The organism is Lampropedia aestuarii, assembly GCF_004803635.1.
Classification (GTDB): Bacteria; Pseudomonadota; Gammaproteobacteria; order Burkholderiales; family Burkholderiaceae_C; genus Lampropedia; species Lampropedia aestuarii.
On sequence record NZ_SSWX01000002.1, the window covers coordinates 221,387 to 248,361 of the forward strand.

The 26,975-nt window shown below is 56.9% G+C and carries 17 protein-coding genes; 7 read left to right on the forward strand and 10 right to left on the reverse strand.

Annotated elements, in window-relative coordinates; translation table 11 throughout:
- The first annotated feature begins 257 nt into the window (after window positions 1–257).
- The 3 genes from E8K88_RS02390 to E8K88_RS02400 are packed head-to-tail and all read left to right on the forward strand — an operon-like array spanning window position 258 to window position 4,211.
- Window positions 258–1,508 (forward strand): branched-chain amino acid ABC transporter substrate-binding protein, encoded by a 1,251-nt coding sequence (locus E8K88_RS02390; RefSeq protein WP_136405131.1) that lies wholly within the window; start codon window positions 258–260, stop codon window positions 1,506–1,508.
- Between the two features lie 53 nt (window positions 1,509–1,561).
- Window positions 1,562–3,337 carry an AMP-binding protein gene (locus E8K88_RS02395; protein ID WP_136405041.1) on the forward strand — a complete coding sequence of 592 codons (1,776 nt, stop codon included), beginning with the start codon at window positions 1,562–1,564 and terminating at the stop codon, window positions 3,335–3,337.
- A gap of 52 nt (window positions 3,338–3,389) precedes the next feature.
- Complete coding sequence (locus E8K88_RS02400; RefSeq protein WP_136405042.1) at window positions 3,390–4,211, forward strand: AraC family transcriptional regulator; 822 nt, start codon at window positions 3,390–3,392, stop codon at window positions 4,209–4,211.
- A gap of 12 nt (window positions 4,212–4,223) precedes the next feature.
- On the opposite strand, the gene E8K88_RS02405 is transcribed toward E8K88_RS02400, so the two are convergent.
- The 7 genes from E8K88_RS02405 to prpC all read right to left on the reverse strand — a co-directional run bounded on the left by E8K88_RS02405 (window position 4,224) and on the right by prpC (window position 15,611).
- Window positions 4,224–5,321, reverse strand: a complete 1,098-nt coding sequence (locus tag E8K88_RS02405; protein ID WP_205880003.1) for a winged helix-turn-helix domain-containing protein — start codon at window positions 5,319–5,321, stop codon at window positions 4,224–4,226.
- 558 nt (window positions 5,322–5,879) lie between these two features.
- Window positions 5,880–8,099 carry a metallophosphoesterase gene (locus E8K88_RS02410; RefSeq protein WP_240754280.1) on the reverse strand — a complete coding sequence of 740 codons (2,220 nt, stop codon included), beginning with the start codon at window positions 8,097–8,099 and terminating at the stop codon, window positions 5,880–5,882.
- A 306-nt stretch (window positions 8,100–8,405) separates the two neighbouring features.
- Window positions 8,406–9,266, reverse strand: a complete 861-nt coding sequence (locus tag E8K88_RS02415) for an isocitrate lyase/PEP mutase family protein (protein ID WP_136405044.1) — start codon at window positions 9,264–9,266, stop codon at window positions 8,406–8,408.
- 98 nt (window positions 9,267–9,364) lie between these two features.
- Window positions 9,365–10,381, reverse strand: coding sequence for a Bug family tripartite tricarboxylate transporter substrate binding protein (locus E8K88_RS02420; protein WP_136405045.1), 1,017 nt, complete (start codon window positions 10,379–10,381; stop codon window positions 9,365–9,367).
- A gap of 33 nt (window positions 10,382–10,414) precedes the next feature.
- Window positions 10,415–11,608: a 2-methylaconitate cis-trans isomerase PrpF gene (gene prpF / locus E8K88_RS02425; protein ID WP_136405046.1), complete on the reverse strand. Its 1,194-nt coding sequence runs from the start codon at window positions 11,606–11,608 to the stop codon at window positions 10,415–10,417.
- Window positions 11,609–11,670: 62 nt separating this feature from the next.
- Complete coding sequence (acnD, locus tag E8K88_RS02430) at window positions 11,671–14,283, reverse strand: Fe/S-dependent 2-methylisocitrate dehydratase AcnD (RefSeq protein ID WP_136405047.1); 2,613 nt, start codon at window positions 14,281–14,283, stop codon at window positions 11,671–11,673.
- 152 nt (window positions 14,284–14,435) lie between these two features.
- Entirely contained in the window at window positions 14,436–15,611 is a 1,176-nt protein-coding gene (gene prpC, locus E8K88_RS02435; RefSeq protein WP_136405048.1) for a bifunctional 2-methylcitrate synthase/citrate synthase, read from the reverse strand.
- 250 nt (window positions 15,612–15,861) lie between these two features.
- Here prpC and E8K88_RS02440 point away from each other — a divergent pair, with 250 nt between their 5' ends.
- The 3 genes from E8K88_RS02440 (at window position 15,862) to rlmD (ending at window position 21,494) form a co-directional block, all read left to right on the forward strand.
- Window positions 15,862–17,289, forward strand: a complete 1,428-nt coding sequence (locus E8K88_RS02440; RefSeq protein WP_136405049.1) for a short-chain fatty acyl-CoA regulator family protein — start codon at window positions 15,862–15,864, stop codon at window positions 17,287–17,289.
- 187 nt (window positions 17,290–17,476) lie between these two features.
- A complete protein-coding gene (gene metG, locus E8K88_RS02445) occupies window positions 17,477–19,630 on the forward strand; it encodes a methionine--tRNA ligase (protein ID WP_136405050.1) in 2,154 nt (717 codons plus the stop codon).
- A gap of 310 nt (window positions 19,631–19,940) precedes the next feature.
- Entirely contained in the window at window positions 19,941–21,494 is a 1,554-nt protein-coding gene (gene rlmD, locus E8K88_RS02450; protein WP_136405051.1) for a 23S rRNA (uracil(1939)-C(5))-methyltransferase RlmD, read from the forward strand.
- Window positions 21,495–21,601: 107 nt separating this feature from the next.
- On the opposite strand, the gene nrdR is transcribed toward rlmD, so the two are convergent.
- The 3 genes from nrdR to E8K88_RS02465 all read right to left on the reverse strand — a co-directional run bounded on the left by nrdR (window position 21,602) and on the right by E8K88_RS02465 (window position 24,730).
- Window positions 21,602–22,063 carry a transcriptional regulator NrdR gene (gene nrdR, locus E8K88_RS02455; protein ID WP_136405052.1) on the reverse strand — a complete coding sequence of 154 codons (462 nt, stop codon included), beginning with the start codon at window positions 22,061–22,063 and terminating at the stop codon, window positions 21,602–21,604.
- A gap of 125 nt (window positions 22,064–22,188) precedes the next feature.
- Window positions 22,189–23,433, reverse strand: a complete 1,245-nt coding sequence (gene glyA, locus E8K88_RS02460; protein WP_136405053.1) for a serine hydroxymethyltransferase — start codon at window positions 23,431–23,433, stop codon at window positions 22,189–22,191.
- 379 nt (window positions 23,434–23,812) lie between these two features.
- Window positions 23,813–24,730, reverse strand: a complete 918-nt coding sequence (locus tag E8K88_RS02465; protein ID WP_240754281.1) for a transglycosylase SLT domain-containing protein — start codon at window positions 24,728–24,730, stop codon at window positions 23,813–23,815.
- A gap of 816 nt (window positions 24,731–25,546) precedes the next feature.
- On the opposite strand from E8K88_RS02465, the gene E8K88_RS02470 reads away from it, so the two are divergent.
- Window positions 25,547–26,824 carry a tyrosine-type recombinase/integrase gene (locus tag E8K88_RS02470; RefSeq protein WP_136405055.1) on the forward strand — a complete coding sequence of 426 codons (1,278 nt, stop codon included), beginning with the start codon at window positions 25,547–25,549 and terminating at the stop codon, window positions 26,822–26,824.
- Window positions 26,825–26,975 lie beyond the last annotated feature (151 nt).

Consider the following 26,975-nt stretch of genomic DNA (forward strand, 5'->3'; position numbering starts at 1 on the left):
GTTGAGATGATGAAAAGCAGATGATGAAAAGCTGTTGAATGCCGGATCGAAGGCATCGACACATACACATTCAGGGCTGTGGAGGCCTAGGGATAACACTGTGCGCAGCTGAAACATACATGAACGCACTCTGTTTATTTGAAATGATGGCTGCTCCAAATGCTGAAACACCAGGCTTGCAAAGACGCTACTCACTGGCGCGCGCAACTGGGCACAGCGAGGCACGCACCACCATCACAACAACAGGAGATACGCCCATGGCCCACCCCGGCGCACGCACCCTACTGGCCCTTGCTGCCGCAGCGAGCACGCTGCTGCCTACAAGCCACAGCATGGCCGAGACCATCAAAATTGCCTACATCGACCCTTTGAGTGGGCCATTTGCCCCAGTAGGCCAAAGCATGCTCAACCACTGGCAGTTCATTGCCGACATGGCCAACTCGCAACAATGGGCTGGTGAGCACCGATTCGAGGTCACTGGTTTTGACAATAAAGGCAGCCCGCAGGAATCGCTGGCCTTGCTCAAAACAGCGGTAGACCAGGGCTACCGCTACGTCACACAAGGCGTAGGCTCCAGTGCCGCTGTGGCCTTGACTGAGGCGATCAAAAAACACAATGAACGCAATCCGGGCCAGGAATTGCTGTTTCTCAATTACGCCTCTAACGACCCTGACCTCACCAATAGCAAATGCAATTACTGGCATTTCCGCCTGGATGCCAACTCGGACATGAAGATCGAGGCCTTGACCGAGGTACTGGCTGCCAACCCAGAAATCAAAAAAATCTATTTGATCAACCAGGATTTCTCCTTTGGCCACCAAGTCGCGCGTGGTGCCAAAGAGGCACTGCAGCGCAAGCGCCCAGACATTGAAATCGTCGGGGAAAGCCTGCACCCCAGCGGCCAGGTCAAGGATTTCTCGCCTTATGTGGCCAAGATGATCCAATCCGGTGCGCAAGCGGTGGTCACTGGCAATTACGGCGCGGACTTGGCCTTGCTTGCTCGCGCAGCCCATGATCTCGGCTTGCAGGCCGACTTCTACACCATCTATGGCTCGACCACTGGCGGCCCAAGAGCGATTGGCCAGGCAGGTGCTGACCGCGTCAAATTTGTTGGCAGTTGGCATCCGAACAATGCTGGCTTTGTCGGAGAAGACATTGCCAATGCCTACCGCGCCAAATACAACGACGACTTTATTGGCGCAGCGACCTATGCAGGCATTGCGATGCTGTCCAAAGCCGCCACCAACACCCAATCGACCGACCCAGTCCAAATTGCAGCTGCGCTTGAAGGCATCACCGTGACCAGCCTCAACGGCGAGGTGACGATGCGCGCCAGCGACCACCAGGCCCAGCAGCCCTTGTATGTAGCGACCTGGACCCAGGTCAACGGCCAGAACGTCAAATATGAGCAGGAAGGCACTGGTCTGGGCTGGCGCACCGACCTGCGCTTGGATGCCGATCGTGTCATGCGCGACACCAGTTGCGAGATGACCCGGCCACACTCGTGAGCACACCTTGCCGCCCCACTCGCACTTTGCCTTTGACCACTACACCACAGACTATGGCCACACCCCCCAATTTCGCCACCAGCATTTACGCTGCCCTGCAGCATTCGGCAGCGACCAAACCCCAACGCACCGCCCTGACTTATCTACAAACCGGCGACGCGGATGAACAAGCCCGTTGCATCAGCTACACCGACTTGCTGGCCGGGGTCACTCAGGCAGCCAACCTGTTTGCACAACTGGGCGGTGTTGGCGTGGGCGTAGCCTATTTGCTGCCCTCCTTGGTCGAGACCCATTTTGTACTGTGGGGCGCAGAAACCAGTGGCTACGCCGTGCCCTTAAACCCCTTTCTCACCACCGAGCAGATTGAAGAGCTGGTGCGTGCTTCAGGCGCAAAAATACTCGTCACCGTTGGCGCAGCGGCGCCTGAGGTCTGGCACAAAAGTCTGGCCGTACAACAGCGCATCGAGGGCCTGCAACTGGTCTGCGTAGGGCCACAGGGACCGAGCGGGGCCGCCATCGACTTTGTACAAGCCTTGGCTGAGCAACCAGCGGACGCACTGCACTTTACGCCAGCCCAAGGCGAGCAAATCTGCGCCTACTTTCACACCGGCGGCACGACCGGCGTACCCAAGCTGGTCGGCCACAGCCACCGCAACCAGCTGACCGCCGCACGCGGTGCAATGCACATGCTCGCAATCAGCGAGGACGACTGCGTCACCAATGGCATGCCGCTGTTTCATGTGGGTGGCTCGATTGCGACCAGCCTGGCATTCTTCCTGGCAGGTGCGAATGTGGTGATGCTTTCTGGCCTGGGTTTTCGCAACCCAGCGATGGTGCGCAACATTTGGCGCATTGTCGAACGCTACCAAGTCAGCGTGCTGGGTGCAGTTCCTACGGCGATGGCCTCGCTGCTGGCAACGCCCGTAGATGGCGATCTCAGCAGCCTGCGCTATGGCCTGACTGGCGCAGCCCTGTGCCCAGCCAATGTGTCACGGCGCTTTACCGAAGTCACCGGCAAGGCCTTGCATGAGCTGCTGGGCATGACCGAGACGGGCGGTGTCACCGCCGCTGACCCGGTCGGCGGTCAGGCCACGCCTGGCTCGGTCGGCTATGCGATACCCGAGAGCCAGATCCGCGTGCGTCGTCGCCTGGCCGACGGCTCGCTGGGCGATGACTGCGCAGCGGGTGAAATTGGCGTACTGTTCGTGCAAGGCCACAACGTCTCGCCCGGCTACCTCGATGCCAGCCAAAATGCCGGCGTTTTCCAGGAGCATGGCCTGAACACCGGCGACCTGGCCTACCTGGACTCGGCTGGCAAACTGTTTATTGCCGGGCGCAGCAAAGACCTGATCATCCGCAGCGCCCACAACATTGATCCGCTGATGATCGAAGCGGCGTTTACCAACCATCCCAGCGTGGCCGCCGCTGCCGCCGTTGGCCAGCCAGACCGCTATGCGGGTGAGCTGCCAGTCGTATTCATTGTGCTCAATGATCCGCATACCGACCTCGACGCACTGCAGGCCCACGCCCAAGCCCATATTGCCGAGCGTCCTGCCTGGCCAAAATCAATACATGTGCTCGATGCCTTGCCGGTCACCGCCGTGGGCAAACCGTTCAAGCCCGCACTGCGAGCTGAAGCGGCAGTGCGTTTGCTAGAGCCGATGCTGCGCAACTTGCTTGAGGATGACACGCTGACCGTCACAGCCAGCGAAGGCGGCAAGCGCGGTCTGGATGTGCACGTGCGCGCCAACGGCCTGTCACCCGCCCAACACACCAAGCTGCGCGAGGAGCTCGATGGCTATGCGTTTGCATGGACGTTGAGCCACTAGGTTGAGGGTTTGTGTCTAGCACCCCACTACCGCAGACGCATTAGGATAAGGCATGATCCCCACCAGCGACCAGACTGCACCTCGCACTACGGCCGAATGCACACATTCGTATGCGCGTTTGGGCGCGCGTACCGTCACGATTGCCACACCGCATTTGGTGTCAGGACCGATTTGCCGCCCGACAATGAACTTGCTGTTCTCGCTCAATGGCCGGCCTTTTTCACTGCACATCAACTCCCAACAAGTGCTGCAAACTACTGCGGCCTTGGTCATGCCTGGGCAGTTGCGGGCCGTGACGGCTCGCGATTGTGCCTTGCTCAGTATCAGCGTTGAGCCAGGCCATGCGCTGTTTCAGACCTTGCAGCAGGCCACCCAAGGGCAAAGCATGCAGGCGTTGAAGCTGCAGCCGCGCAGCGAGGCATTTGAGCAGCTCGGACGTTGCTACAACGACACCGCCCAAACCCCAGTCACCAACGCCTTGCTGATCGACATCCTGGCGCAATCGGGCCTGGCCACAGCCCAACGCGTCCCAACTCGCCCACGCGCCACAACGCTGCTGCAAGCAGTTGACGCGAAGCTGCCCGAGCGCACTGGTGCGGCCGACCTGGCCAGCCAGCTCGGGCTGTCCACCAGCCGACTCTCACATGTGTTTGTGGCCGAAGTCGGCATGCCATTGCGCTCCTATGCGCTGTGGCAGCGCTACCGACTGGCGCTGAAAAATCTCGAGAGCGGCACAGGCCTTAGCCACATCGCCAGCGAATCCGGCTTTGCCGATGCAGCGCACATGACCAACACGTTCATGAAGTACCTGGGCTTTCCGCCCAGTGAGGTGGCTAAACGTTGCCGTATCAGCTTTAGGACTGCGGCCTCGTAAAGCGGTTGGGAGCTATCGCTTTGCAGGCAAGACTGTGTCACAAGCGCAAAACTGGGCCAGTTGATGGAGGGCCGCATCCAATCGTGCAGAAAAATCATCCGCAGGTATGAAGCCGCTTTCAAAATGCAGGCTGAGCACTTCCAGCTGACGCTTTGCACGATGCGCTTTGCAATCGATGCGGCCAACAAACGCCCCTTGCCACAGTATCGGCAGGCAAAAATAGCCATGCACCCGTTTGGCTGCCGGCGTGTAGCTCTCTAGCCGGTAATGAAAACCAAACAGCTGCTGCAAGCGCTCACGGTGAATCACGGCATTGTCAAACGGCGAGAGCAACTGCACCTGGTCGCTGTGCCCGGCATGCCAGTCGCGCTGCAAACTGCTGGTTGCCACATAGGTGTCGGGCCACTCTGGGTTATCGAGCGCCATCAGTGCGCCCTGCTCGATTCGCGTGTGTAATAACTCGCGCATGGCCTTGCGCAAAGCCTGACCGGTGCGTAAATGCATGACTTGCCTGAGAGTCACAATGCCGTGCGCTTGCAGGTTTTTATCCAGCAAATAAGCGGCCATTTCTTCAGCCGACGGCTCTTGGGTATGCAGGCCTGCAGGCAGCAGGCGCTCGGGCAAGGCATAGCTTTTTTCCATGCCTTTGCGCTCGCACACCATCAAGTCGCCTTGCATAAACAGTTTATCCAGCGCCCGGCGCCCTGGCCCGTAATCCCACCATGCGCTTTTGCCTGCGCGCTTGTCTTTCAGGTCACGGCTGCGCAGCTCGCCTTCGCCGCGCACTTGCGCGAGAATTTCACGCATCAGCTGGGGGTCAACGCTTTTGAAATACGGGCTTTCACCACGTCGAAACGACAGCATGCGCGGCAATGCAAAGCGGTAGTCACGCATCGGCAGGTAAGCTGCAGCATGAAACCAGTACTCAAAAATCTGGCCGCTGCCCACCAGTTGATTCAAGTGCTCGGTGGCGTAATCGGGCACTCTGCTCCACAAAACATGGTGGTGCGCGCGCTCGATCACCGACAGCGTGTCAATCTGCACATAGGCCAAATGCGCAATGGCGCGCAACGTGCCTTCAAGGCCCGTGCCAAACACAGCAGGGGCCATGAGTCCTTGATGACCTAGCGCGATGTTGCGCCAATGCGCGTGCTGTGAAGGATGCACCATGCTCAAGCCGATCAATTATTGCTTGCCAAATTTTTAGCTCCTCGATTGCACGTCTATTCGTCAATCTGCATAGCTTAAATCATCAAACTGCAAAGACCTTGAAAGCATGGTTCTTAGAGCCTGTTCCAAGTCTCGACGCAGTCGCGCAAGGCACAAAAAAGAAGCAGTACAAGACGCCTGTTGCAGCTCATACGTCTGTATGAGCAAAACGGGCAACGCCGTAATGTGCTTTTTTGTGCCTTGCCCTTCGGGTTGGCGCCCATAAGGCACGCTGCCTTGTTAAAAATCCTCGCCGGGCAGTTAGCCCGACTGCGGCTTTTGCCGCGCATCATCTCCTTTTGGACTCCAACGCGGTCTGCGTGGAGGCTTTGAACAGGCTCTAAGCCGCCACACGCGTAAAAAAAGGCGGCTGCTCACTGAATAAGCNAGGCTCTAAGCCGCCACACGCGTAAAAAAAGGCGGCTGCTCACTGAATAAGCAGCCGCCTTTGCTATCGCATCAATTGAAGCTAAGGCTGGCAGAGCCGGTTTGCGTCAGAGACTGGGCATCAAAATCCACGACGAAATGGTCGCTTGGTTTGCCAGAACCCACGCCGCGCAGAATCGAAAACACCTGCTTGAACTGGTGCTGGAATGGCACAGAAACCCAATTGGCATCTGACAGCTTGCCATTCACCATCAGCGGCGCAGTAGTTTGTGCAGGGAACGCATCCATCAGCAGTCGGTATTGCTCGACACGCTCTTTGCCCATGTCGTTGAGTGACAGACCGCCGGCATACACCGTGCGGTGGAAGTCGCCATAAAAGGTGTAGGCCGACACTTGTGCCATGGCATCAAAGCTCACGCCTTGTTGCGCAGCCAGGGTTTTGGCTTTGGCCTCTGCCTGTGCCCAATCAGCAGCAAATTGTGCAGCGCTAACGGTGCCAGCGGTGCCGCTGTTGAACAAGCAGCTTGCAGTAGGTTTCAAAGGTGCGCTGTCGCCCAACTCAGCCAATTGGGCGTAGGTCACATAGGTGGACAATTGGCTCATCGTCAGCATCTGCGCCAAGTTCAACTGCATCGCAGCGTCTTTCATTTCGCAAGGCCAGTACTCGTCCATGAAACGCATGCGCGACAGCTCGCCAAAATAGCGGCTGGTGAAGTCGCCATAGTTCAGGCTGCTCAAAATGCCCTTGTCCCAACGGCGCTTGATGTCGTCGCTGTTGGTGCTGTTTTGCACGTAGCCGTATTCCATCTGGTAGAGCGGGAACAGCTCATCAAAGCGCGGCACATTGTTCAGTGCCACAGTTTGAATATCGACTTTGCGCGGACCGTCGAAGTTGACGATTTTGTAAGCCGCGCCATACACGGCCAGCGAAGGCGATTGCACGTTCACCAGGTAGTTGCCTTGGCTATCCGCATAGTCGTTGGTGCCATTGAAGTGCATGTGGCCACCAATGTGCAGTGGCAAGCCGGTAGCCGCAACGGCTGCTGCAGTGGCTTGCTCAGGCACGCGGGCAGTCTGGAACGCACCGGACTTGAACACGCCTTTGATCGCGTCCGTCTGGTTGGCGTAGAAGTCCATGGTCGGATAGTGTGAGAAGGCCACCAGCTTTTTATTCTGTGCCTTGGCACGTGCACTGACATCGGCAATCCAGGCCATCACGGTGCGCTTGTGGGTGACCATCTTGTTCCAGCCGGCGTTGCCCGCGCCGCTAAAGCTGCCAGACTGGCTTGGGTTGGATGGATCGAACTTGTCGGTAGGAACAAACACGTTGGCATCGACAGACAGCACCCACAGACCAGGTGATGGCTCAACCAGGTAGCTGACATCGGCAATCGTCGCGCACTGGGTATAACCGGCTTGCTTGAAGCGGCCGCCTTCGCCCTCTTTGCAGATCTCGTAGCTTCGCTGGTCCAAGCCTGCCTGGGCTTTGGCGGTCTCCAAGTCGTACTTGCCATCTTTGTAGTGGCTAAACGGTGTTTCCCAGTGGATATCGTTCACACTCGGCATCAGGCCGTAGTCGCCCAAATCCTTGAGCAGCGAGGCGTAACCCAGCTCCATCATCTCATTGGTACACACCACATCGGCTTCGGCATTGAGGCAGCCGCTGTATTTGTTGGCGAACACCTTTTGGGTTGTGCCGCCCAGGCCCATGAAATCGGATTTACCTGCTTCTTCGTTGTCGTAAGGACTCACAGGATCATGGTTGCCCGGAGCGATGAAAAAGCGCATGCCTTTTTTCTCGTACTCAGCCAGCACGGATTGAAAGCCCCCCACGTTCATGGGTTGGCCATCATCAGAAAAATCGCCTGGAAACGCAACGAACTTCACGCCTTTGGCCAAGGCATCATCCAAAGCCGCGCGGAAGGCGAAGTAGTTTTCATTGAACAAGCGCGTTGACGTCAGCTGCGCGTACATGGTGCGGATCGTCGCAAATTTGCCATCCGCAGTGGGCACGCCCTTGAAGCTGCTGTTTTTCAGGTCGCCATACACATCATGAAAATGCACATCGGCCATGAACGCGATGGAAGAAATCGGATCCGGCTCTTGCGGCTTGGGTTCAGTGGAATTGTCCCGATCACTGCCACCACAGGCGGTCAACAGCACAGCAGTTGCACCAGCCAGGCAGCTCAGTTTCCAGTAGCGCCCGATATTTCCAAAATTGTTTGCGTACACGTCCATCACACCAATAAAACCAAAAGCCGCAATTTTTATGAACTTTTGTGTCAAAGGCATGACAGCGCTTGACAAGGCATGGAGAATAATGGCTACAACACCCACCAAATCGGGCACAACACACTACCAGGTGCGTCCGCACACACCACCATGCTGCCCATCTTTTTACGACTGACTGGGTTTTATCGCCGGCCATGAAAGCTATCAGTTGACGTTATAAGAACGTGTTTACGATCTCCGCGCTGACCGCGTTGGCGCCGGGCAGCAAAAAGGCAAGCAGCACACTGCGCTGTGTGCTGCTTGCCTTTTTTGTTGCCTGATTTTTGAGGGAATCAGTAGCCAAAGCTGCGCTTGGGCGCTATCGCATCAGGTGTATTGTTTCTCCAGATCGTCCCAGTACGGCTTGTTCACCAAACGCTGGCGTTCAGAGAAGGTGGCCACCAAACCGCTGGATTCCAGCACCTGTTTTTCGTCGCGCAAAGTGGTCAAGGTTTTTTGCATGCCAGCGACTGCGCCTTGCAGTGCCGCGTTGGCATACAGCACTACGCCGTAGCCCAGCTCGCCCAATTCAGTGGCATTGAAGATCGGGGTTTTGCCACCAATCACCATGTTCATCAGCTGGGGCGTGGCCAAGCGCTGTGGCAAGGCGCGCACTTCGTCTTCTTTGGTCACGGCTTCGACAAACAAAATGTCAGCACCGGCTTCGGCAAACAACTGGGCACGCTCGATTGCAGCTTCAAAGCCATGCGTGGCAGCCGCATCGGTGCGTGCCATGATCAGCAAGTCAGAGTCGCGTCTGGCATCCACTGCCGCTTTGACTTTGCTCACTGCCTCTTCGGTGGAGATGACTTCTTTGCCGCTGAAATGGCCACAGCGCTTAGGGGCCACCTGGTCTTCGAGCTGGATACAGTCGGCGCCTGCGCGCTCCAAAGTGCGTACCGTGTGGTAGACATTCAAGGCATTGCCAAAACCAGTATCGGCATCGACCAGCAACGGCACGTCGACGGCATCGCGAATACGGGCTGTGTGGTCGGCAATTTCTGCCAGCCCCATAAAACCTTGGTCGGGCATACCAAACCACATATTGGTCACGCCTGCACCAGTGATGTAAATGGCTTCGTAACCGAGGTCGGCAATGAGTCGGGCAGACAAGGCATTGAACGCGCCAGGCACGATCACGCCGCGTTTGGCGTTGACTAGCGCTTTGAGCTGTTTTTTGGTGGACATGGGTAATGCTCCCTGATTTTCAAATTGATAAGGTTTCGGTCACATTGACCCACACGCGTGGGCCAATGGCTAAGCGCAGGCTCAGCCCGTGCGGGTTTTTATTCCAGTGCGATATTGGCGTCCTTGATCAAAGTGCCCCACTTCAGGCGCTCTGCATCAAGAAATTGCCGGTATTGATCAGGGCTGCCGCCAACAATCACCCCGCCCGTGTCCTCAAAGGCTTGTCGTACCGAAGGGTCGGCCAAGGCTTTGTTGACGGCTGCATTCAGGCGCTCAATCACAGGTTGCGGCGTATTGGCCGGGGCAACCAAGCCCAACCAGTTATAGGACTCAAAGCCTTTGATGCCCGCCTCATCCAACGTAGGCACATCGGGCAGAATCTTCAAACGCTCCAAACCTGATACAGCCAATGGCCGCACTTTGCCGCCTTTGATCGCAGGCATGGCCGCGTAGCCCATCTCAAACATAAAGGCCAAATGCCCGCCCATCAGATCTGCTGCGGCTGGCGCGCCGCCCTTGTAGGGAACGTGCACAAACTGCGTGTTGGTTTGGTTGGCCAGTAACGCAGCGGACATATGGTGCGCGCCACCAATTCCAGAGGAACCATAGCTCAGGCTGTCGGGCTGCTTTTGGCCAGCCTCAATCAACTCCGCAACGCTATGGAATGGCTGGTTCAGTGCAACGCTCAAAATCAGTGGCGCCTCTTCGATCAGCACCACCGGCTCCAGGTCACGCTGCGCATCGTAGGGCATTTTGGCCATCAGGATCGGGTTGGTCACCAATGGTGCTGGCGAGCCAAAACCGAAAGTGTGTCCATCCTTGGCTTTGGCAATCGCATCGGTGCCCAATACGCCGCCTGCGCCGCCTTTGTTTTCTACTACGACCGACTGCCCAAGCTCCTTGGCCATGATTTCCGAAATCAAACGGGCCCGCGTATCGGCAAATCCCCCTGCCGCATAAGGCACCACCAGTTTGATAGGTTTGCTAGGCCAATCCTGCGCCTGCGCTGCCATGGGCAATGCACCGATGGCACTGGCGCACAGCAATGCGGCCAAAGACAGTACGGTTCGGCGCGAAGCCAAGTTGCGTTTGGGTACGTGGTTGAAAGCGGTCATAGGCCTGTGTAGGGATGGTTGTCGATGCGCCAATTAAAAACTATCGCCAGGTACAAACACCTCACCGCGCATCAAGCGGCGGGCGCTGCGGCTCATCACGGCTTTGGTGACTTGCCACTGGCCGTCAATGGACTGGGCCTCTGCACCCACGCGCAAAGTGCCCGATGGATGGCCAAAACGCACGGCGTCGCGGTTGCCGCCGCCAGCAGCCAGGTTCACCAAAGTACCTGGAATCGCTGCGGCCGTGGCAATCGCGACCGAGGCCGTGCCCATCATCGCGTGGTGCAGCTTGCCCATGGACATGGCACGCACGCGCAAATCAATCGCGCTGGCAGGCACTTGCTTGCCGCTGGATGCCGTGTAGTCCGCAGCTGGCGCCACCCAAGCGATCTTGGGGGTGTGCTGGCGTTTGGCGGCCTCAGCAATCTCCTTGATCAAGCCCATTTTGACTGCACCGTAAGCGCGAATGGTCTCCAACTTGGCCAGCGCCGCTGCATCGCTGTTGATGGCTTCTTGCAGCTCGCTGCCGGTGTAGCCAATGTCGGCGGCATTCACGAAAATGGTGGGAATGCCGGAGTTGATCATCGTGACCTGGAAACTGCCAACACCCGGCACATCCAACTGGTCCACCACCTGCCCGGTAGGGAACAAAGAGCCTGGTGCATCGCCCTCGCCTTCATCAGCCGGATCGACAAACTCCAGCACAATTTCGGCCGCAGGGAAGGTCACGCCATCGAGTTCAAAATCACCACTTTCCTGCACCTGGCCGTTGTGAATGGGCACATGCGCAATGATGGTCTTGTTGATATTGGCCTGCCAAATGCGCACCACGCACACGCCATTGTCCGGAATACGGTCTTTGGCGACATAGCCCGCATGGATCGCAAATGCCCCAGCGGCAGTCGACAGGTTGCCACAGTTGCCCGACCAGTCGACAAAGGCCGAATCAATGCTGACCTGACCGTACAGGTAGTCCACATCATGGCCAGCTTGGCTGCTGGGCGACAGGATCACGCACTTGCTGGTGCTGGAGGTCGCGCCGCCCATGCCATCGGTTTGCTTGCCATAGGGGTCTGGGCTGCCCATCACGCGCAGAAACAAACTATCGCGCGCCTGGCCAGGCTGCTGCGCCACCGGCGGCAAATCTTCCAGTCGAAAAAAGACGCCTTTGCTGGTGCCGCCGCGCATATAGGTGGCCGGGATGCTGATTTGTGCTGCTGCTGACATAGTGTGTTTCTACGCTCGTACGGTTGGGTAAATAGGCGATGGGGGCAACGGTGGTTGGCCGCTTAAACTGGAGCTTTGTTGGACTCCAGGAAGTCTTGTGCAAAACGCTGCAACACACCACCGGCCTCGTACACACTGACCTCTTCGTCCGAGTCCAGGCGGCAGGTGACTGGCACTTGCAGGGATTCACCGTTGCGGCGGTGGATGTGCAGTTGCAACTCAGCACGTGGTTGGCGCTCGCCCACCACATCGTAGGTTTCTGTGCCATCCAGGCCCAGCGTCAAACGTGTCGTGCCAGCTTTGAATTGCAGCGGCAACACGCCCATGCCAATCAGGTTGGTGCGGTGGATGCGCTCGAAACCTTCGGCCACAATCGCCTCGACCCCAGCCAAACGCACGCCTTTGGCGGCCCAGTCACGGCTGGAGCCCTGGCCATAATCAGCCCCGGCAATGATGATCAGCGGCTGGCCACGGTCCATATAAGTTTCGATGGCCTCCCACATGCGCATTACCTTGCCGTCTGGCTCGACTCGGGCCAGCGAGCCTTTTTTGACCTTGCCATCCACCACGGCCATTTCGTTGACCAGTTGCGGGTTGGCAAAGGTCGCACGCTGTGCGGTCAGATGGTCACCACGGTGGGTCGCGTAGGAGTTGAAGTCCTCTTCAGGCAAGCCCATTTTGTGCAGGTATTCACCAGCGGCCGAGTCCATCAAAATCGCATTCGATGGCGACAAATGGTCGGTGGTGATGTTGTCGGGCAAGATCGCCAGCGGGCGCAGACCGGTCAAGGTGCGCTCACCAGCCAATGCGCCTTCCCAATAGGGTGGGCGGCGGATATAGGTCGACTGTGGGCGCCAGTCGTACAAGGGCGACTTGGCACGTTCGGCGTCTTTTTTCTCGAACATCGGGATGTAGACACGGTTGAACTGCTCAGGTTTGACCGCCACTTTGACCAAGGCATCAATCTCTTCGTCAGAAGGCCAGATGTCTTTCAAGCGAATCTCTTTGCCATCGACCACGCCCAGCACGTCTTGCTCAATGTCAAAGCGGATCGTGCCCGCAATCGCATAGGCGACGACCAGCGGCGGGCTGGCCAAAAAGGCTTGCTTCGCATACGGGTGGATACGGCCATCAAAGTTGCGGTTGCCCGACAGCACTGCCGTGGCGTACAAATCGCGCTCGATGATTTCCTGCTCAATCGCCGGCTCGAGCGCGCCGCTCATGCCGTTGCAGGTCGTGCAGGCAAACGCCACGATGCCAAAACCCAGGGCTTCCAGGTCTTCGAGCAAACCGGCTTCCTGCAAATACAGCTCGACCACTTTGGAGCCAGGAGCCAGCGAGGACTTCACCCAAGGTTTGCGCGCCAAACCCAAGGCACGCGCTTTGCGTGCGATCAAACCGGCGGCAATCACATTGCGCGGGTTGCTGGTGTTGGTGCACGAGGTAATCGCGGCAATGATGACCGCGCCATCGGGCAGCAAACCACTGGCTTCCTGCTCTTTGGCAACAGACAGCAACTCATCGCCGGCAATGCCGCGCTCCTTCAGGGCAGAGACGGGCAAGCGGCGGTGTGGGTTGGAAGGTCCCGCCATATTGCGCACCACGGAAGACAAGTCAAACTGCAGCACACGCTCGTACTCGGCCTCTTGCAGGCTATCAGCCCACAGGCCCGTTTCTTTGGCGTAGGTTTCCACCAGCTGCACTTGCTCGGGGGTGCGGCCAGTCAGGCGCAGGTAGTCCAGCGTTTGTTCGTCCATGGCAAACATCGCAGCCGTGGCGCCGTATTCTGGTGCCATGTTCGAGATCGTGGCACGGTCACCAATTGTCAGGCCAGCTACCCCTTCGCCATAAAACTCCAGGTACGCCCCCACCACTTTGGCCTGGCGCAAAAATTCTGTCAGCGCCAGCACCACGTCGGTGGCGGTGATGCCCGGCTGGCGTTGGCCAGTGAGTTCTACGCCGACCATTTCGGGCGTGCGCATCCATGACGCGCGGCCCAGCATGACGTTCTCAGCTTCCAAGCCACCAACGCCCACCGAGATCACGCCCAGCGCATCGACGTGGGGCGTGTGGCTGTCAGTGCCCACGCAGGTATCGGGGTAAGCCAGGCCATTGTCGTTGTGGATGACCGGCGACATCTTCTCCAGATTGATCTGGTGCATGATGCCGTTGCCCGCAGGGATCACGTCGATGTTGTCAAACGCGGTCTTGGTCCAGTTGATGAAGTGAAAGCGGTCTTCGTTGCGGCGGTCTTCAATGGCGCGGTTTTTCGCAAACGCATCAGGGTCAAAGCCACCACATTCGACTGCCAGCGAGTGGTCGACAATCAATTGCACCGGCACGACCGGGTTCACTGCTGCGGGGTCGCCGCCGCCGTCTGCGATCGCATCGCGCAGGCCTGCCAAATCAACCAAAGCGGTCTGGCCCAGAATATCGTGGCAGACCACGCGTGCCGGAAACCATGGGAAGTCGACCTCGCGCTTGCGCTCAATCAGCTGCGTGAGGTACTCGTTGATGCGCGCAGGCTCGGCCTTGCGCACAATGTTTTCCGCATGCACACGGGCGGTATAGGGCAACTTGGCCCACGCGCCCGGCGCAATCGCATTGACCGCTTCGCGGGCATCGTAATAGTCCAGAGCGGTACCAGGGAGGGGTTTACGAAAAAGGGTATTCATCGATGTGGGGGACGTGGTCCGTTATGCACCCAGTGTGGTGCTTGAGTTGTTATATACCGCTTTGCAAAGCCATGCAGCCAGCCGGTATTGCGCACTAGAGGGCAATGCAGGCTGGCTGGTGTCATGCGGGTCTGATCACTCTTGCTGGGTCTTTACTTGCGATCTGCCAAGGACACAAAATCCAGATTTTCTGGGCCCGTATAGTTGGCGCTTGGCCTGATGATCTTGCCATCAATGCGCTGCTCGATCACATGGGCGCTCCAGCCAGCAGTGCGGGCAATCACAAACAGCGGTGTGAATTGGGCCGTTGGTACACCCATCATGTGGTAGCTGACGGCGCTAAACCAATCGAGGTTCGGGAACATTTTTTTGGCTTCCCACATCACCGACTCCAGGCGCTCGGCAATATCGTACAACTTGGTGGTACCGGCCTCATCGGAGAGCTGCTTGGCCACTTTTTTGATCACGACGTTGCGCGGATCGCTGATGGTGTAGACCGGGTGGCCAAAGCCAATCACCACTTCCTTGCTCTCGACGCGGCGGCGGATGTCGGCCTCAGCTTCATCTGGATTTGCATAGCGGGTTTGCACTTCAAACGCCACTTCGTTGGCACCACCGTGTTTCGGGCCGCGCAAAGCGCCAATGCCACCGGCAATTGCCGAGTAAATATCCGAGCCTGTGCCAGTGATGACGCGGCTGGTGAAGGTGGACGCATTGAACTCGTGCTCTGCGTACAAGATCAGGCTGATGTGCATTGCACGCACCCAAGACTGGGGCGGTTTTTTGCCGTGCAACAAATGCAGGTAGTGGCCACCAATGGAGTCGTCGTCGGTTTCCACTTCAATGCGGCGGCCGTTGTTGGCAAAGTGGTACCAGTACATCAATGCCGAGCCCAGCGAAGCCATCAGCTTGTCAGCGATATCGCGTGCGCCTGGCAGGTTGTGGTCGTCTTTTTCAGGCTGAACAGTGCCCAGCATCGACACATAGGTGCGCATCACATCCATTGGATGGGCTGAGGCGGGAATGGCTTCCAGCACCACGCGCACTTGCTGGGGCAAGCCACGCAGATGGAACAGCTTGTTTTTGTACGCTTTCAGCTCTGAAGGCGTTGGCAGTGCGCCGTGCACCAGCAGGTAGGCGATTTCTTCAAATTCGCATTGCTCGGCAATGTCCAAAATGTCGTAGCCACGGTAGTGCAAGTCGTTGCCGGTCTTGCCCACGGTGCACAGCGCGGTATTGCCTGCTGTCACACCTGAAAGAGCAACCGATTTTTTGGGTTTGAACGCAGGGGTTTCAGTGCCGGTGGGGGCGGTAGTCGTCGTTGTCATGGGGTCTCCAATGTGTGTGGCCAGCCGGTCAAGCAGGCAGGCCATTGCAGCCAGAAATACGTGCCCGGCTGTGCCAGGGTCTTGTCAGGTTTTTGCGAACGCGCAACCATGCTTCGCAATTTACGCAAAAATGGCTTATAACTAAACCCCTAATAAAGCGATAATTTGCGAAGGCTATTTTGCAAATTTGCAAATCATGCAAATTTGCCCTCGGGGCATCAGTAGTAACACCAATATAAAAGCAGAAACGATGAAAAAAACTTTCATGGGGGTGCGGCTGCGCAAACTGCGTGCCGAACAAGGTTTGACCCAGGTCGCGATGGCCCAGGCCATTGGCCTGTCGCCGAGTTACCTGAACCAGCTGGAGCAAAACCAGCGCCCGCTGACCGTCGCCGTGTTGCTGAAAATCAACCGCGCGTTTGGCATCGACATCCAGCAGTTCTCGGAAGACGAGGAACTGCGTCTGATTGCCACACTGCGCGATGCACTGGCCACCACCCCCGAGCCTGTTGACGCCACCGAGCTGCATGAGGTGGCCACGCAAATGCCCAGCATTGTCCGCGCGATGCTGGCACTGCACCAGCGCAATGCTCGGCTGGAAGACCAGCTGGAGATGATCTCCGAGCGACTGGACAATGGACTGAGTGATTTTGGCAACGCGCCCGAGATGGCCAGCGCCATGCCCTATGAAATGGTGCGCGAATTTTTCTTTGAGAACCAAAACTACTTCGACAGCCTGGACCGCACCGCCGAATCCTTGGCCGCAGAGGCCAATGTCAGCGGTACTGCGCTGGTTGAGTGGCTGTCCAAGCGCTTGCTGGACCAGCACGGCATCCGTGTCCTCTTCAGCCAGGGCATCGCCCGACAGGCCAAGCGCCGCTACGATCCCAACACCCGCACGCTGCGTCTGGGGGGCGATTTGATCACGTCTCAGCAGGTTTTCCAGTTGGCCACGCAGCTCGGTCTGGTCGAGCAGCAAGCGACGATCAGCCGCTTGGTCGTGCATTCCAGCCTGCGCAATGACCCGGCCTCATTGCAGCTGGCCCGCATCGGTCTGGCCAATTACTTTGCTGGCGCGGTGCTCCTGCCGTATCAGACATTTTTGCAAGCCGCAGAAGAGTTGCATTACGACCTGGACCTGCTGAGTTTACGTTTTGGTGTCGGCTTTGAGACCGTGTGCCACCGCCTCAGCACCATGCAGCGCCCCAGCAACCCGGGCGTGCCCTTCTTTTTTGTGCGTGTGGACCGCGCCGGCAATATCTCCAAGCGCCAATCAGCCACGCACTTCCACTTTCGCAAATCGGGCGGCACCTGCCCGCTGTGGAATGTGTATGAGGCGTTCAGCCAACCTGGCCATTTGCTGGTGCAGCGCGCCAGCATGCCCGATGGCCAGTCCTACCTGTGGATGGCCCGTACTGTGTCCCACTCGCCGCAGGGCTGGGGCGCGCCAGTACAAACCTTCTCGATCGGTCTGGGTTGCGAGATGCGCCATGCGCACCGGCTGGTCTACTCCCGTGGACTGAACCTGCAAGACACGATGACCTCGATCCCGATTGGCATGGGCTGCAAAGTCTGCGAACGCCCAGCCTGCAGCCAACGCGCCTTTCCCTTTATTGGCAAAGCCCTGATGGTCGATGAGAACGAAAGCAGCCGAACACCTTATGGTTTCGGAGATTGAGGCGCAGCAGGCCAAGCAAAGGTGCTCACTGGCATAGAATGCAGTAGTGCCAACAGCACGGCCTGCCACGGCTTGCCATCTTGTCAGCACCCCACGCCACGCGTCCCTCGCGGTCGCAGGCGCAGACTTTCACAAGCGGCCATCAAACCCTTTGTTTTTTAGCCCACGACCTGTTGTAGTTTTCGACATGACCCAACGCACGATCTTTGTCACCACCGCGCTCCCGTATGCCAATGGCACCTTCCATATCGGCCACATCATGGAGTACATCCAAGCCGACACCTGGGTCCGTTTCCAGCGCATGCGGGGCCACCGTGTGGACTTTGTCGGTGCCGATGACGCGCATGGTGCGCCAATCATGATCGCAGCCGAAAAAGCCGGCAAAACGCCTGAGCAGTTTGTCGCCGACATCGCCGCGGGCCGCCAGCAATACCTCGATGGCTTCTCCATCAGCTTCGACAACTGGTACTCGACCCACAGCGACGAAAACACCGCACTGGCGCAAAGTATTTACAAGGACCTCAAAGCCAGCGGCTTGATTGCAACCCGCACGATCGAGCAGTTTTTCGACCCTGAAAAAGGCATGTTCCTGCCGGACCGCTACATCAAGGGCGAATGCCCGAAATGCCACGCCAAAGACCAGTACGGCGACAACTGCGAAGTTTGCAGTTCGGTCTATGCACCAACTGAGCTGATCAATCCGTACTCGGCCTTGTCAGGCGCCAAGCCCGTGCTGAAGGAGTCTGAACACTTCTTCTTCCAATTGTCGGACCCCCGCTGCGTGGAATTTCTGCAGGAGTGGACACAAAACGGCCAGCATGTGCAGCCCGAGGTGGCCAATAAGGTCAAAGAGTGGTTCACCGTGCGCACCAATCCGGACGGCAGCACCAGCGAAGGCCTGGGCGATTGGGACATCAGCCGCGACGCGCCCTACTTCGGCATTGAAATCCCCGATGCACCGGGCAAATACTTCTATGTGTGGCTGGACGCGCCAGTGGGCTACCTGGCTTCGCTGAAAAACCTGCTGAGCCGCCGTGGCGAAGACTACGACGCCTACATGGCCCAGCCGGAACTGGAGCAATACCACTTCATTGGCAAAGACATCGTCACCTTCCACACCTTGTTCTGGCCCGCGATGCTGAAATTCAGCGGCCGCAAAACGCCAACAAAAATTTGCGTGCACGGTTTCCTCACCGTCAACAATGGCGAGAAAATGAGTAAAAGCCGCGGCACCGGTCTGGATCCGCTGAAGTACCTCAATCTGAACATGAACCCAGAGTGGCTGCGCTACTACCTGGCAGCCAAACTCAATGGCCGCAATGAGGACATCGACTTCAATGCCGAAGACTTCATGGCCCGCGTCAACTCCGACCTGGTGGGTAAATACGTCAACATCGCCAGTCGCGCCGTCGGCTTTATCACCAAGCGCTTTGACAGCCGCCTGGGCCTGCCCTCAGGCGATGGCCATGCCTTGCTGGAAACCATGCGTGCCAGCCATAACGAAATCACCGACGCCTACGAAAAACGCGACACCGCACGCGCCGTGCGCGAGATCATGCAATTGGCCGACCGTGTCAACGAGTTTGTCGATGCCAACAAACCCTGGGAGCTGGCCAAGGACCCTGCTCAAGACGCGCGTCTGCAAGATGTTTGCACCACCTGTATCGAAGCCTTCCGCATTCTGACCATCTACCTCAAACCGGTTTTGCCGCAACTGGCCGCACAAGTCGAAGGCTTTCTGCAAGTGCAAACGCCCTTCACTTTCCAGGACGCACAAACGCCGCTGGGAGCAGGCCACCAGATCGCTGGCTTCAAGCATTTGATTCAACGCGTGGAGGACAAGCAACTCGAAGCCTTGTTTGCCCCGCCTGCAACGGCTGCCAATGCGGCAGCGGCACCTGCAGCGAAAAAAGGCAGCAAACCAGCCAAAGCCGATGTAGCGCCAATTGACCCAAATGCACCAGGGGGCGAGCCGGTGGCAGCAACGATTGGCATTGAGGACTTTGCCAAAGTTGATTTGCGCATTGCCAAGATTCTGGCCTGCAACACGGTTGAAGGCTCGACCAAATTGCTGCAACTGACGCTGGATGCCGGCGAGAAGGACGAGCATGGCGCAGCCAAAACGCGCAACGTCTTCAGCGGCATCTCCAGCATGTACCAGCCCGAGCAATTGGTCGGCAAGCTGACAGTGCTGGTGGCCAATTTGGCTCCGCGCAAGATGAAATTTGGCCTCAGCGAAGGCATGGTGCTGGCCGCCAGCCACGCCGATGAAAAAGCCCATCCAGGCATTTATGTGCTCGAGCCTTTCCCGGGAGCACAACCAGGTATGCGCATTCATTAAACACAAGGTAAGCCGAGCGTCCAAAGCCACCTTAGCAGTTGTGCCACACAGCTGCCAAGGTGGCTTTTTCAATGCAGCCCAGCGGTGGCTCAAAACCTGTGCAGCCCATTTGAAACACAAGAATCACTCGGCCATTGCCCCAATAGCGGCTTGTTCCACTAAAATAGCGCCCCTTTGGTGCCCAGTATTTGGGCACGGCGACTCTCGCATGCTTTCAATGGCTGGCTTTTGCGCAGCTATTACAGGCATCACCCCACTACAACGCATAGTCCAACCAAGCCTATGCCCCTCGCCCCACGGCGTTTGCACCATGTCATCAGAAAACACTGCGCCCCACGCAAGCCCTCAGTATCCTGAGAATGCCTTGTTCATTGACTCGCTCGACATGGAAGCCCAAGGCGTCGCCCACCGCGAAGGTGGCAAGGTGGTCTTTGTGGAAGGTGCCCTGGCCACCGAAGTAGTCACGGCAACCATTTCACGACGCAAAAACAACTGGGAAAAAGCCAGTTTGAACAACATCTTGCGCGAGTCCTCGCAACGTGTGACACCGCACTGCCCGCATTTTGGCCTGCACCAGGAAGCCTGCGGCGGCTGCAAGATGCAGCATTTAAGCGTCGCTGGCCAGTTGGCCGTCAAACAGCGCGTGCTGGAAGACAACCTCTGGCATTTGGGCAAAGTCAAAACCGAACGCGTGATGCGCCCCATCCAGGGCCCGGACTGGGGCTACCGCTGGCGCGCGCGCTTATCGGTGCGCTATGTGCGCAAAAAAGAAACCGTGCTGGTGGGCTTTCATGAGCGCAAAAGCCGCTACATCGCCGACATGAAAGTCTGCCGCATTCTGCCGCCGCATATTGACGACTTGCTGCTGCCGCTACGCGCGCTGATTGCCAGCATGGAGGCCAAGGAAACCTGCCCGCAAATCGAAGTGGCCTGCGGTGATGAGGTAACCGCCCTGGTCTTGCGCCATCTGGAGCCCTTGAGCACGGGCGATCTGGCCCTTTTGCGCGCTTTCGCGCAAGCGCATCCATTCGTGCAGTGGTGGCTGCAACCGAAAGGACCTGATACCGTGCACCGCCTTGAAGACGGCGGCAATAAGGCCGAGCTGGCCTACACGCTGCCTGAGTTTGGCATTCGCATGCCATTCAAGCCAACCGACTTCACCCAGGTCAATCCGCACATCAACCGCGTGCTGGTGGGGCGCGCACTGCAATTGCTGCAAGTGCAGCGCAACGAGCGCGTGATCGACTGGTTCTGTGGCCTGGGCAACTTCAGCTTGCCATTGGCGACACAAAGCCGTGAAGTACTGGGCATTGAAGGCAGCGACACTTTGGTCGGCCGCGCCAGCGACAACTGGCAAGCCAACCAGCACGAGCGCCAGGCACAGGCGCTGGCACTGCCGCCACTGGCGCCGACGACTTTTGTTGCCCGCAACCTGTTCAATATGACACCCGAGTTGCTACAAGCCGATGGTGTGGCCGAGAAATGGTTGATTGACCCGCCCCGCGAAGGCGCACATGCCTTGTCCAAAGCCTTGGCACACATCCTCCAGCAACGCATGGGCTATCCCGGTCAGAGCGACCTGGCAGTTGCCGATGCAGAAGCCGCCTCAGACGAAACAGCCCAGAACCAGCATGCCGAGAGCGCGCTCGAGCCGTTCCATGACGATCCCCATTGGATGCCTCCGCAGCGCATTGTTTACGTCAGCTGCGCGCCTGCCACCCTGGCTCGCGATGCAGGTTTGCTGGTGCACCATGCGGGCTACCGCTGCACCGCCGCCGGTGTGGTCAACATGTTCCCGCACACCGCCCATGTTGAGAGCATTGCGGTGTTTGAGCGCACCGACGCCTGGAACACCAAGCCATAAGCTCAAAGCCCCGCCACACGCCATGGCGGGCACCGCAAAAAGCACAAAGGACGCACAACGCGTCCTTTTTTGTGGTGATACCACGCAAGCGCTACCAGCCGTGCATTTCAGCTCTCGGGCTGGTTGCCAGCCTGGTCGATCAAATGCTTGAACGCATCCAGATCCCCCACGTTGCGGTAGACACTGCCATAACGGATAAAGGCGACTTTGTCCAACGCACGCAACTCCTTGAGCACAGCCTCGCCAATCACACGCGAGTCGACCTCACGCCCGCCCAAGCTGAGCAAGTACACCTCAATGCGGGCAACCGCATCGTCAACGTCCTGCGTCTTGACCGGCAACTTACGCAGCGACAAATTAATCGATTCACGCAGCTTGTGCTTTTGGTATTCGACTCGGCGGCCATCGCTTTTAACCACAGTGGGCATGCTGACCTCGGCACGCTCATAGGTCGTAAAACGCTTCTCACACGCTACGCATTGCCTGCGGCGCCTGATGCTGGTGTTGTCTTCCGAGAGCCGTGTTTCCACGACCTGGGAGTCCTCGTGACCACAAAAAGGGCATTTCATGTTGGCAATACTTTGGCGTAGGTGAGTTGGCTATGCAAATATGACAACCGCGCCTGCAGAGCAAGCCCTGGCGGCGCGGTGTGGATTAATGACAGCGGCTTGTGACCCGAAGTCAAGCGGCCTGCTTAACCATATACAGGAAAGCGGCTGGTCAACTCATGCACGCGCTCGCGCACTTCAGCGATGTGCTTAGGATCGCTTGGGTTGTCCAATACATCGGCAATCAGGTTGGCAGTCAAGAAGGCTTCTTCGTCTTTAAAACCGCGTGTGGTCATCGCTGGCGTACCAACACGGATACCGCTGGTGACCATTGGTTTTTCAGGGTCGTTCGGGATCGCGTTTTTGTTCACTGTCATGTGGGCTTCGCCCAGCACGCGCTCGGCTTCTTTGCCGGTGATGTTTTTGGCGCGCAGATCGACCAAGGCCAAATGGCTTTGTGTGCGACCGCTGACGATGCGCAGATCACGCTCGGCCAACACATTGGTCATGATGTTGGCGTTGGTGAGCACTTGCTGTTGGTACACCTTGAAGGCTGGCTGCGACGCTTCCAGGAAGGCCACGGCTTTGGCTGCGATCACATGCATCAATGGACCGCCTTGCAAGCCAGGGAACACGGCGCTGTTAATGGCTTTCTCGTGTTCTTTTTTGCACAGAATGATGCCGCCGCGTGGGCCGCGCAGGCTCTTGTGCGTCGTCGAAGTCACCACATCGGCGTGCGGCACAGGGTTTGGATACAAACCCGCAGCAATCAGACCTGCGTAGTGGGCCATGTCGACCATGAAGAGCGCACCAACAGCTTTGGCAACTTTGGCAAAGCGCTCAAAGTCGATGTGCAGGCTGTAAGCGGAAGCTCCAGCAATGATCAGCTTGGGCTTGTGCTCATGGGCCAGACGCTCCATCGCGTCGTAGTCGATCTCTTCTTGTTCGTTCAAGCCATACGAGATCACGTTGAACCATTTGCCACTCATGTTCAGCGGCATACCGTGCGTCAAGTGACCGCCTTCTGCAAGGCTCAGCCCCATCACGGTATCGCCTGGCTGCAAAAACGCCAAGAAAACGGCTTGGTTGGCCGAGGCACCGCAGTGTGGCTGCACGTTGGCAGCTTCTGCTCCAAACAGTTTTTTCACACGGCTCAGGGCCAGTTCTTCAGCGATATCGACAAACTCGCAACCACCATAATACCGGCGACCAGGATAGCCTTCGGCGTATTTGTTGGTCAGTTGGGTGCCTTGCGCCCACATCACAGCAGGTGAAGCATAGTTTTCGCTGGCAATCAGCTCAATATGCTGTTCCTGACGGACATTTTCTGACTGAATGGCTTTAAACAGCTCTGGATCGACTTGGTCAACCAGCAAATCGCGTTGGTACATGGTGGTAGCTATCCTTAACGAAACGGAAATTGATGGGTTTGTCTGGCGGCTTGGCCCAACACGCCAATACCAGTCATGGACAAAGGCAAATGGACAACCAAACTCGACCCTCAAGCTCTCTGCACAGGCAAGGGATGGCTGCGCAGGGCATTAGTGTAATGGAACATCCCCGGGGAAGCTCTGAAAAACCCTTGGCCAACGTTTGCGCATGGCTCCAGATTGGCCACAAATGCACTTTTGCCTGCCATCGCCACTGCGAGAGCGGCGCTGGCAGCACAAAGATACGCATAGGCCGAGGGTGAACCACGCCATTGACGCCTAAAGCCTGTTCAAAATCTCCGTGCTGTCGCGCCCAGATTGTGAGCCGGCTGGCTCCAAGTCAAGGAGTGGCGGTTGCAGGCTTGTCGCCGCCGGCTTGTGCCACCACATGAGTGGCTTGCTTGGAGTCCACCATCGCAGCCACATTCTCCAGTGCAGCATCCAGCGCCTGGTACTGCGCATCTGCATTGGAAGTCTGCGCGGCCTCATCGGCAGCGGCCTTCTCAGCAGCAGCAAGCAGCTCACGCTGCTGAGATTCCTTGCGCTTGTCGAATGCCTGTTTAAAGGCTGGAGGCATGGCATTCATTGGAGTGCTGGTCGCACTTTTGAGTCTGGCTTGCTCTGCCAACACTTTGCTGGAGTAGCCGCCATCATTGGGCAGCTTAGCAGCGCCAACATAGCAGACCAGGCCAGGCTGAATACCACCGAAGCGGTCAATGCAGTCCTTCAAAATCAGCGACCCGACTTGCATATTGCTCAATGGATCGAACGCCGCCAACGTGCCGCCAAAGTTGGCGTATTTGTCTTCGTGCACATTGGTCATGACTTGCATCAAACCTTGCGCCCCCACCGCACTTTGTGCAAATGGGTTAAAGCGCGATTCAATAGCCACCACCGACAGGATCAGCTGTGGATCTAAGCCACGTTTCTCGCCCAACTCGTAAGCCTGGGCGACCAAGGCCCCCATTGGCTCAGGTGCCACGCGGTACTTCTTGCTCAGCCAGAACGCGGCCGCGGCCTGCTCTTCAGACAAGTCCAACAAATTGACCGCAGTCACACGTTCGGTGGCTTCATGCTCGACGTCCAGCTGCACTTGCGCTACTTTGCGCTCATACAACTGGCCGTACAACCATTGCTCACCTTGCATGCGCAGATCAGGGTAAGAAAACACCACCAACGCGCAAAATACAGCCAATGCACCCACTAGCGCAAAGCCGTTCATGCAGACAGCGCGCAGCGCTGCGATCGATGATTTCATCAAGGTCATCATTTTTTGAGGGAGAGCCAGGCTCTCAAACTAATCGTCATGCTGGTTCAAATATGCCCTGGAGGCTGAACAGACCGCTCGCTGAGCGGCTCGCAATGACTGAATGGATGCAAATTGTGTAGTTCACATCCGCCTTGGCCTAGCTGCATGTTGCAGTGCACAATAAAAGGCCTTGGAGAAGTTTCAACGAATAGCAAATAGCGGTCAATACTATTTATTGCGTTCTATATATGATATTTGGCATTTGAAAAACACAGTATTTGCATGCACTGCCAAAAATTGAAATTCCAATTGCTTGATTTTTAAGAGCAATTCAAAAACACGACCAAACAAAAGAATCTTAAAGTAACAAAAAAATCATTTTGTAATTTTCATCAAAAAGACATCCGAATTGGCTTCGCAACAACAGATGTAAAAGCTATATCGTGATGCCTGCTTATATCAAAAGGCATCTACAAGATCCGCCAGCAAGGTATCACATGGGTATGCCCAGCTCGATATACTTGCCCCACTTCTGCCTGTGGCGCGCACCGACTGTTTGCCCAGCCTCGCACAGTGCGCTCCGTCCATTGATTTCTTTCTCCTCTTATCATCCTAGCTACCATGCCCATCTCCCTTGCCAGCTGGAAGATAGATTCAAGAATCATAGTGACTCAGTATGTCTCAAGAATTTGGCTAAGTGTATGATGTGATTGAAATTTGCGTTTCATGCTGTCTCGCAATGCTTCATAAAGACTCACACACTATTGGTAGCTAAGGTGGTAGCTAAGCCTCCTAGCTACCTTTATCGCGGCTTACAGAGGTGTTATGGCAAAACTCAGCCACGTTCTTTCAGACCTTCAGATACGGCGTTGGATCGCAAAAGGCGATCCTATTGCACGCTCGGATGGCGATGGGTTGACCTTCACTTTATCTATTAAGGGCACTGCAGCCTGGGTGCTTCGCTTCAGTGTGCCGGGAGGCCGGCGCCGAGAACTTACACTTGGCAACTATCCTGATATCTCACTCGCAGCAGCACGCGAACTTTCCCGCGAAAAGCGTGCCCAGATTGACCGAGGCATAGATCCCGCTGCAATCAAGCAGCAAGATAAAGCGCGAGCGGCCCAAGCATGGACGATGCGCGATCTGGTTGATGACTTCCGGGCTAAAGTTCTAAATAGTAGGAACTACTCTGCCTCGACTATCGAAAGCCGCGAGCACGACTATGCAAACGTTATTCTTCCTGCATTTGGGTCGTGGCGTGTAGACACAGTCACAAGCATAGACATTGTGAATATGCTGAGGAATGCCAAGCGCACTTGGAACATAACCAAGCGCCTATTAACTAGTATGTCCATGCTGCTTGATCACGCATGCGGCATCACCCTCATTGCCGCGAACCCCTGCACAGGAATCAAGATCACATCAATCATGGGAGCACGCCCAAAGCCTCGCACCAGAATGATGCTCACAACTGATGAGATCTCTACGTTGTTGCGCGGCATCGATGACCTGGGCAAAGAGAACGCGCTGGCATTTAGAATTTTGCTTGCAACATGTGTGCGTGGCTACGAGCTAGTAAGTGCCAAGAAAGAGCACATAGACCTAGAAAATGGAAATTGGTGGGTTCCTGCAGAAAACGTCAAGACGCGCTCTGGATTTATGGTGCCTCTGGCCCCCTTGGTCATCGAATGGTTCCAGGAGCTTATTGCACTTTCCGGAGACTCGGTTTGGCTGCTCCCGTCGCGACGGGCTGATCGCATTAAGAAGTTTGGCGACGTAAACATCTGTCGCTCTACTCTATGGGCCGCATTTAATAGGGCGTTCAAGAGGGGGGACATTGATATTCGCCGCTTCACGCCTCACGACACAAGATCCACAGCGAAGGGGCATTTGCGCAATATAGGGGTTAGTCGTGAAATATCTGAAATCGCCTTGAACCACACCCTGAAGGGGATGGAAGGCATCTACGATGTAAGAACGGAGATTCCCGAGCGACGTATTGCTATGGCTAAGTGGGCGGAGTTTTTGTATGCCTGTGAGCATGGAACAACGACTCCAGAGCCGCCAAAACGAGAAACACCGCGCCTTCGCTTAGTAGCATGAGCCACCAGATCGATTGCTACCGTCAAATCAATCACGCGAGTCGCGGCTCAAAGGACATATCTTCAGAGGGCTTTAAGTTCTGAAATTCGGCCAATCGTGACCAAATACTGCGCACTTTCGAAAAAGAAAAACCCGCAATTCGCGGGCTTTT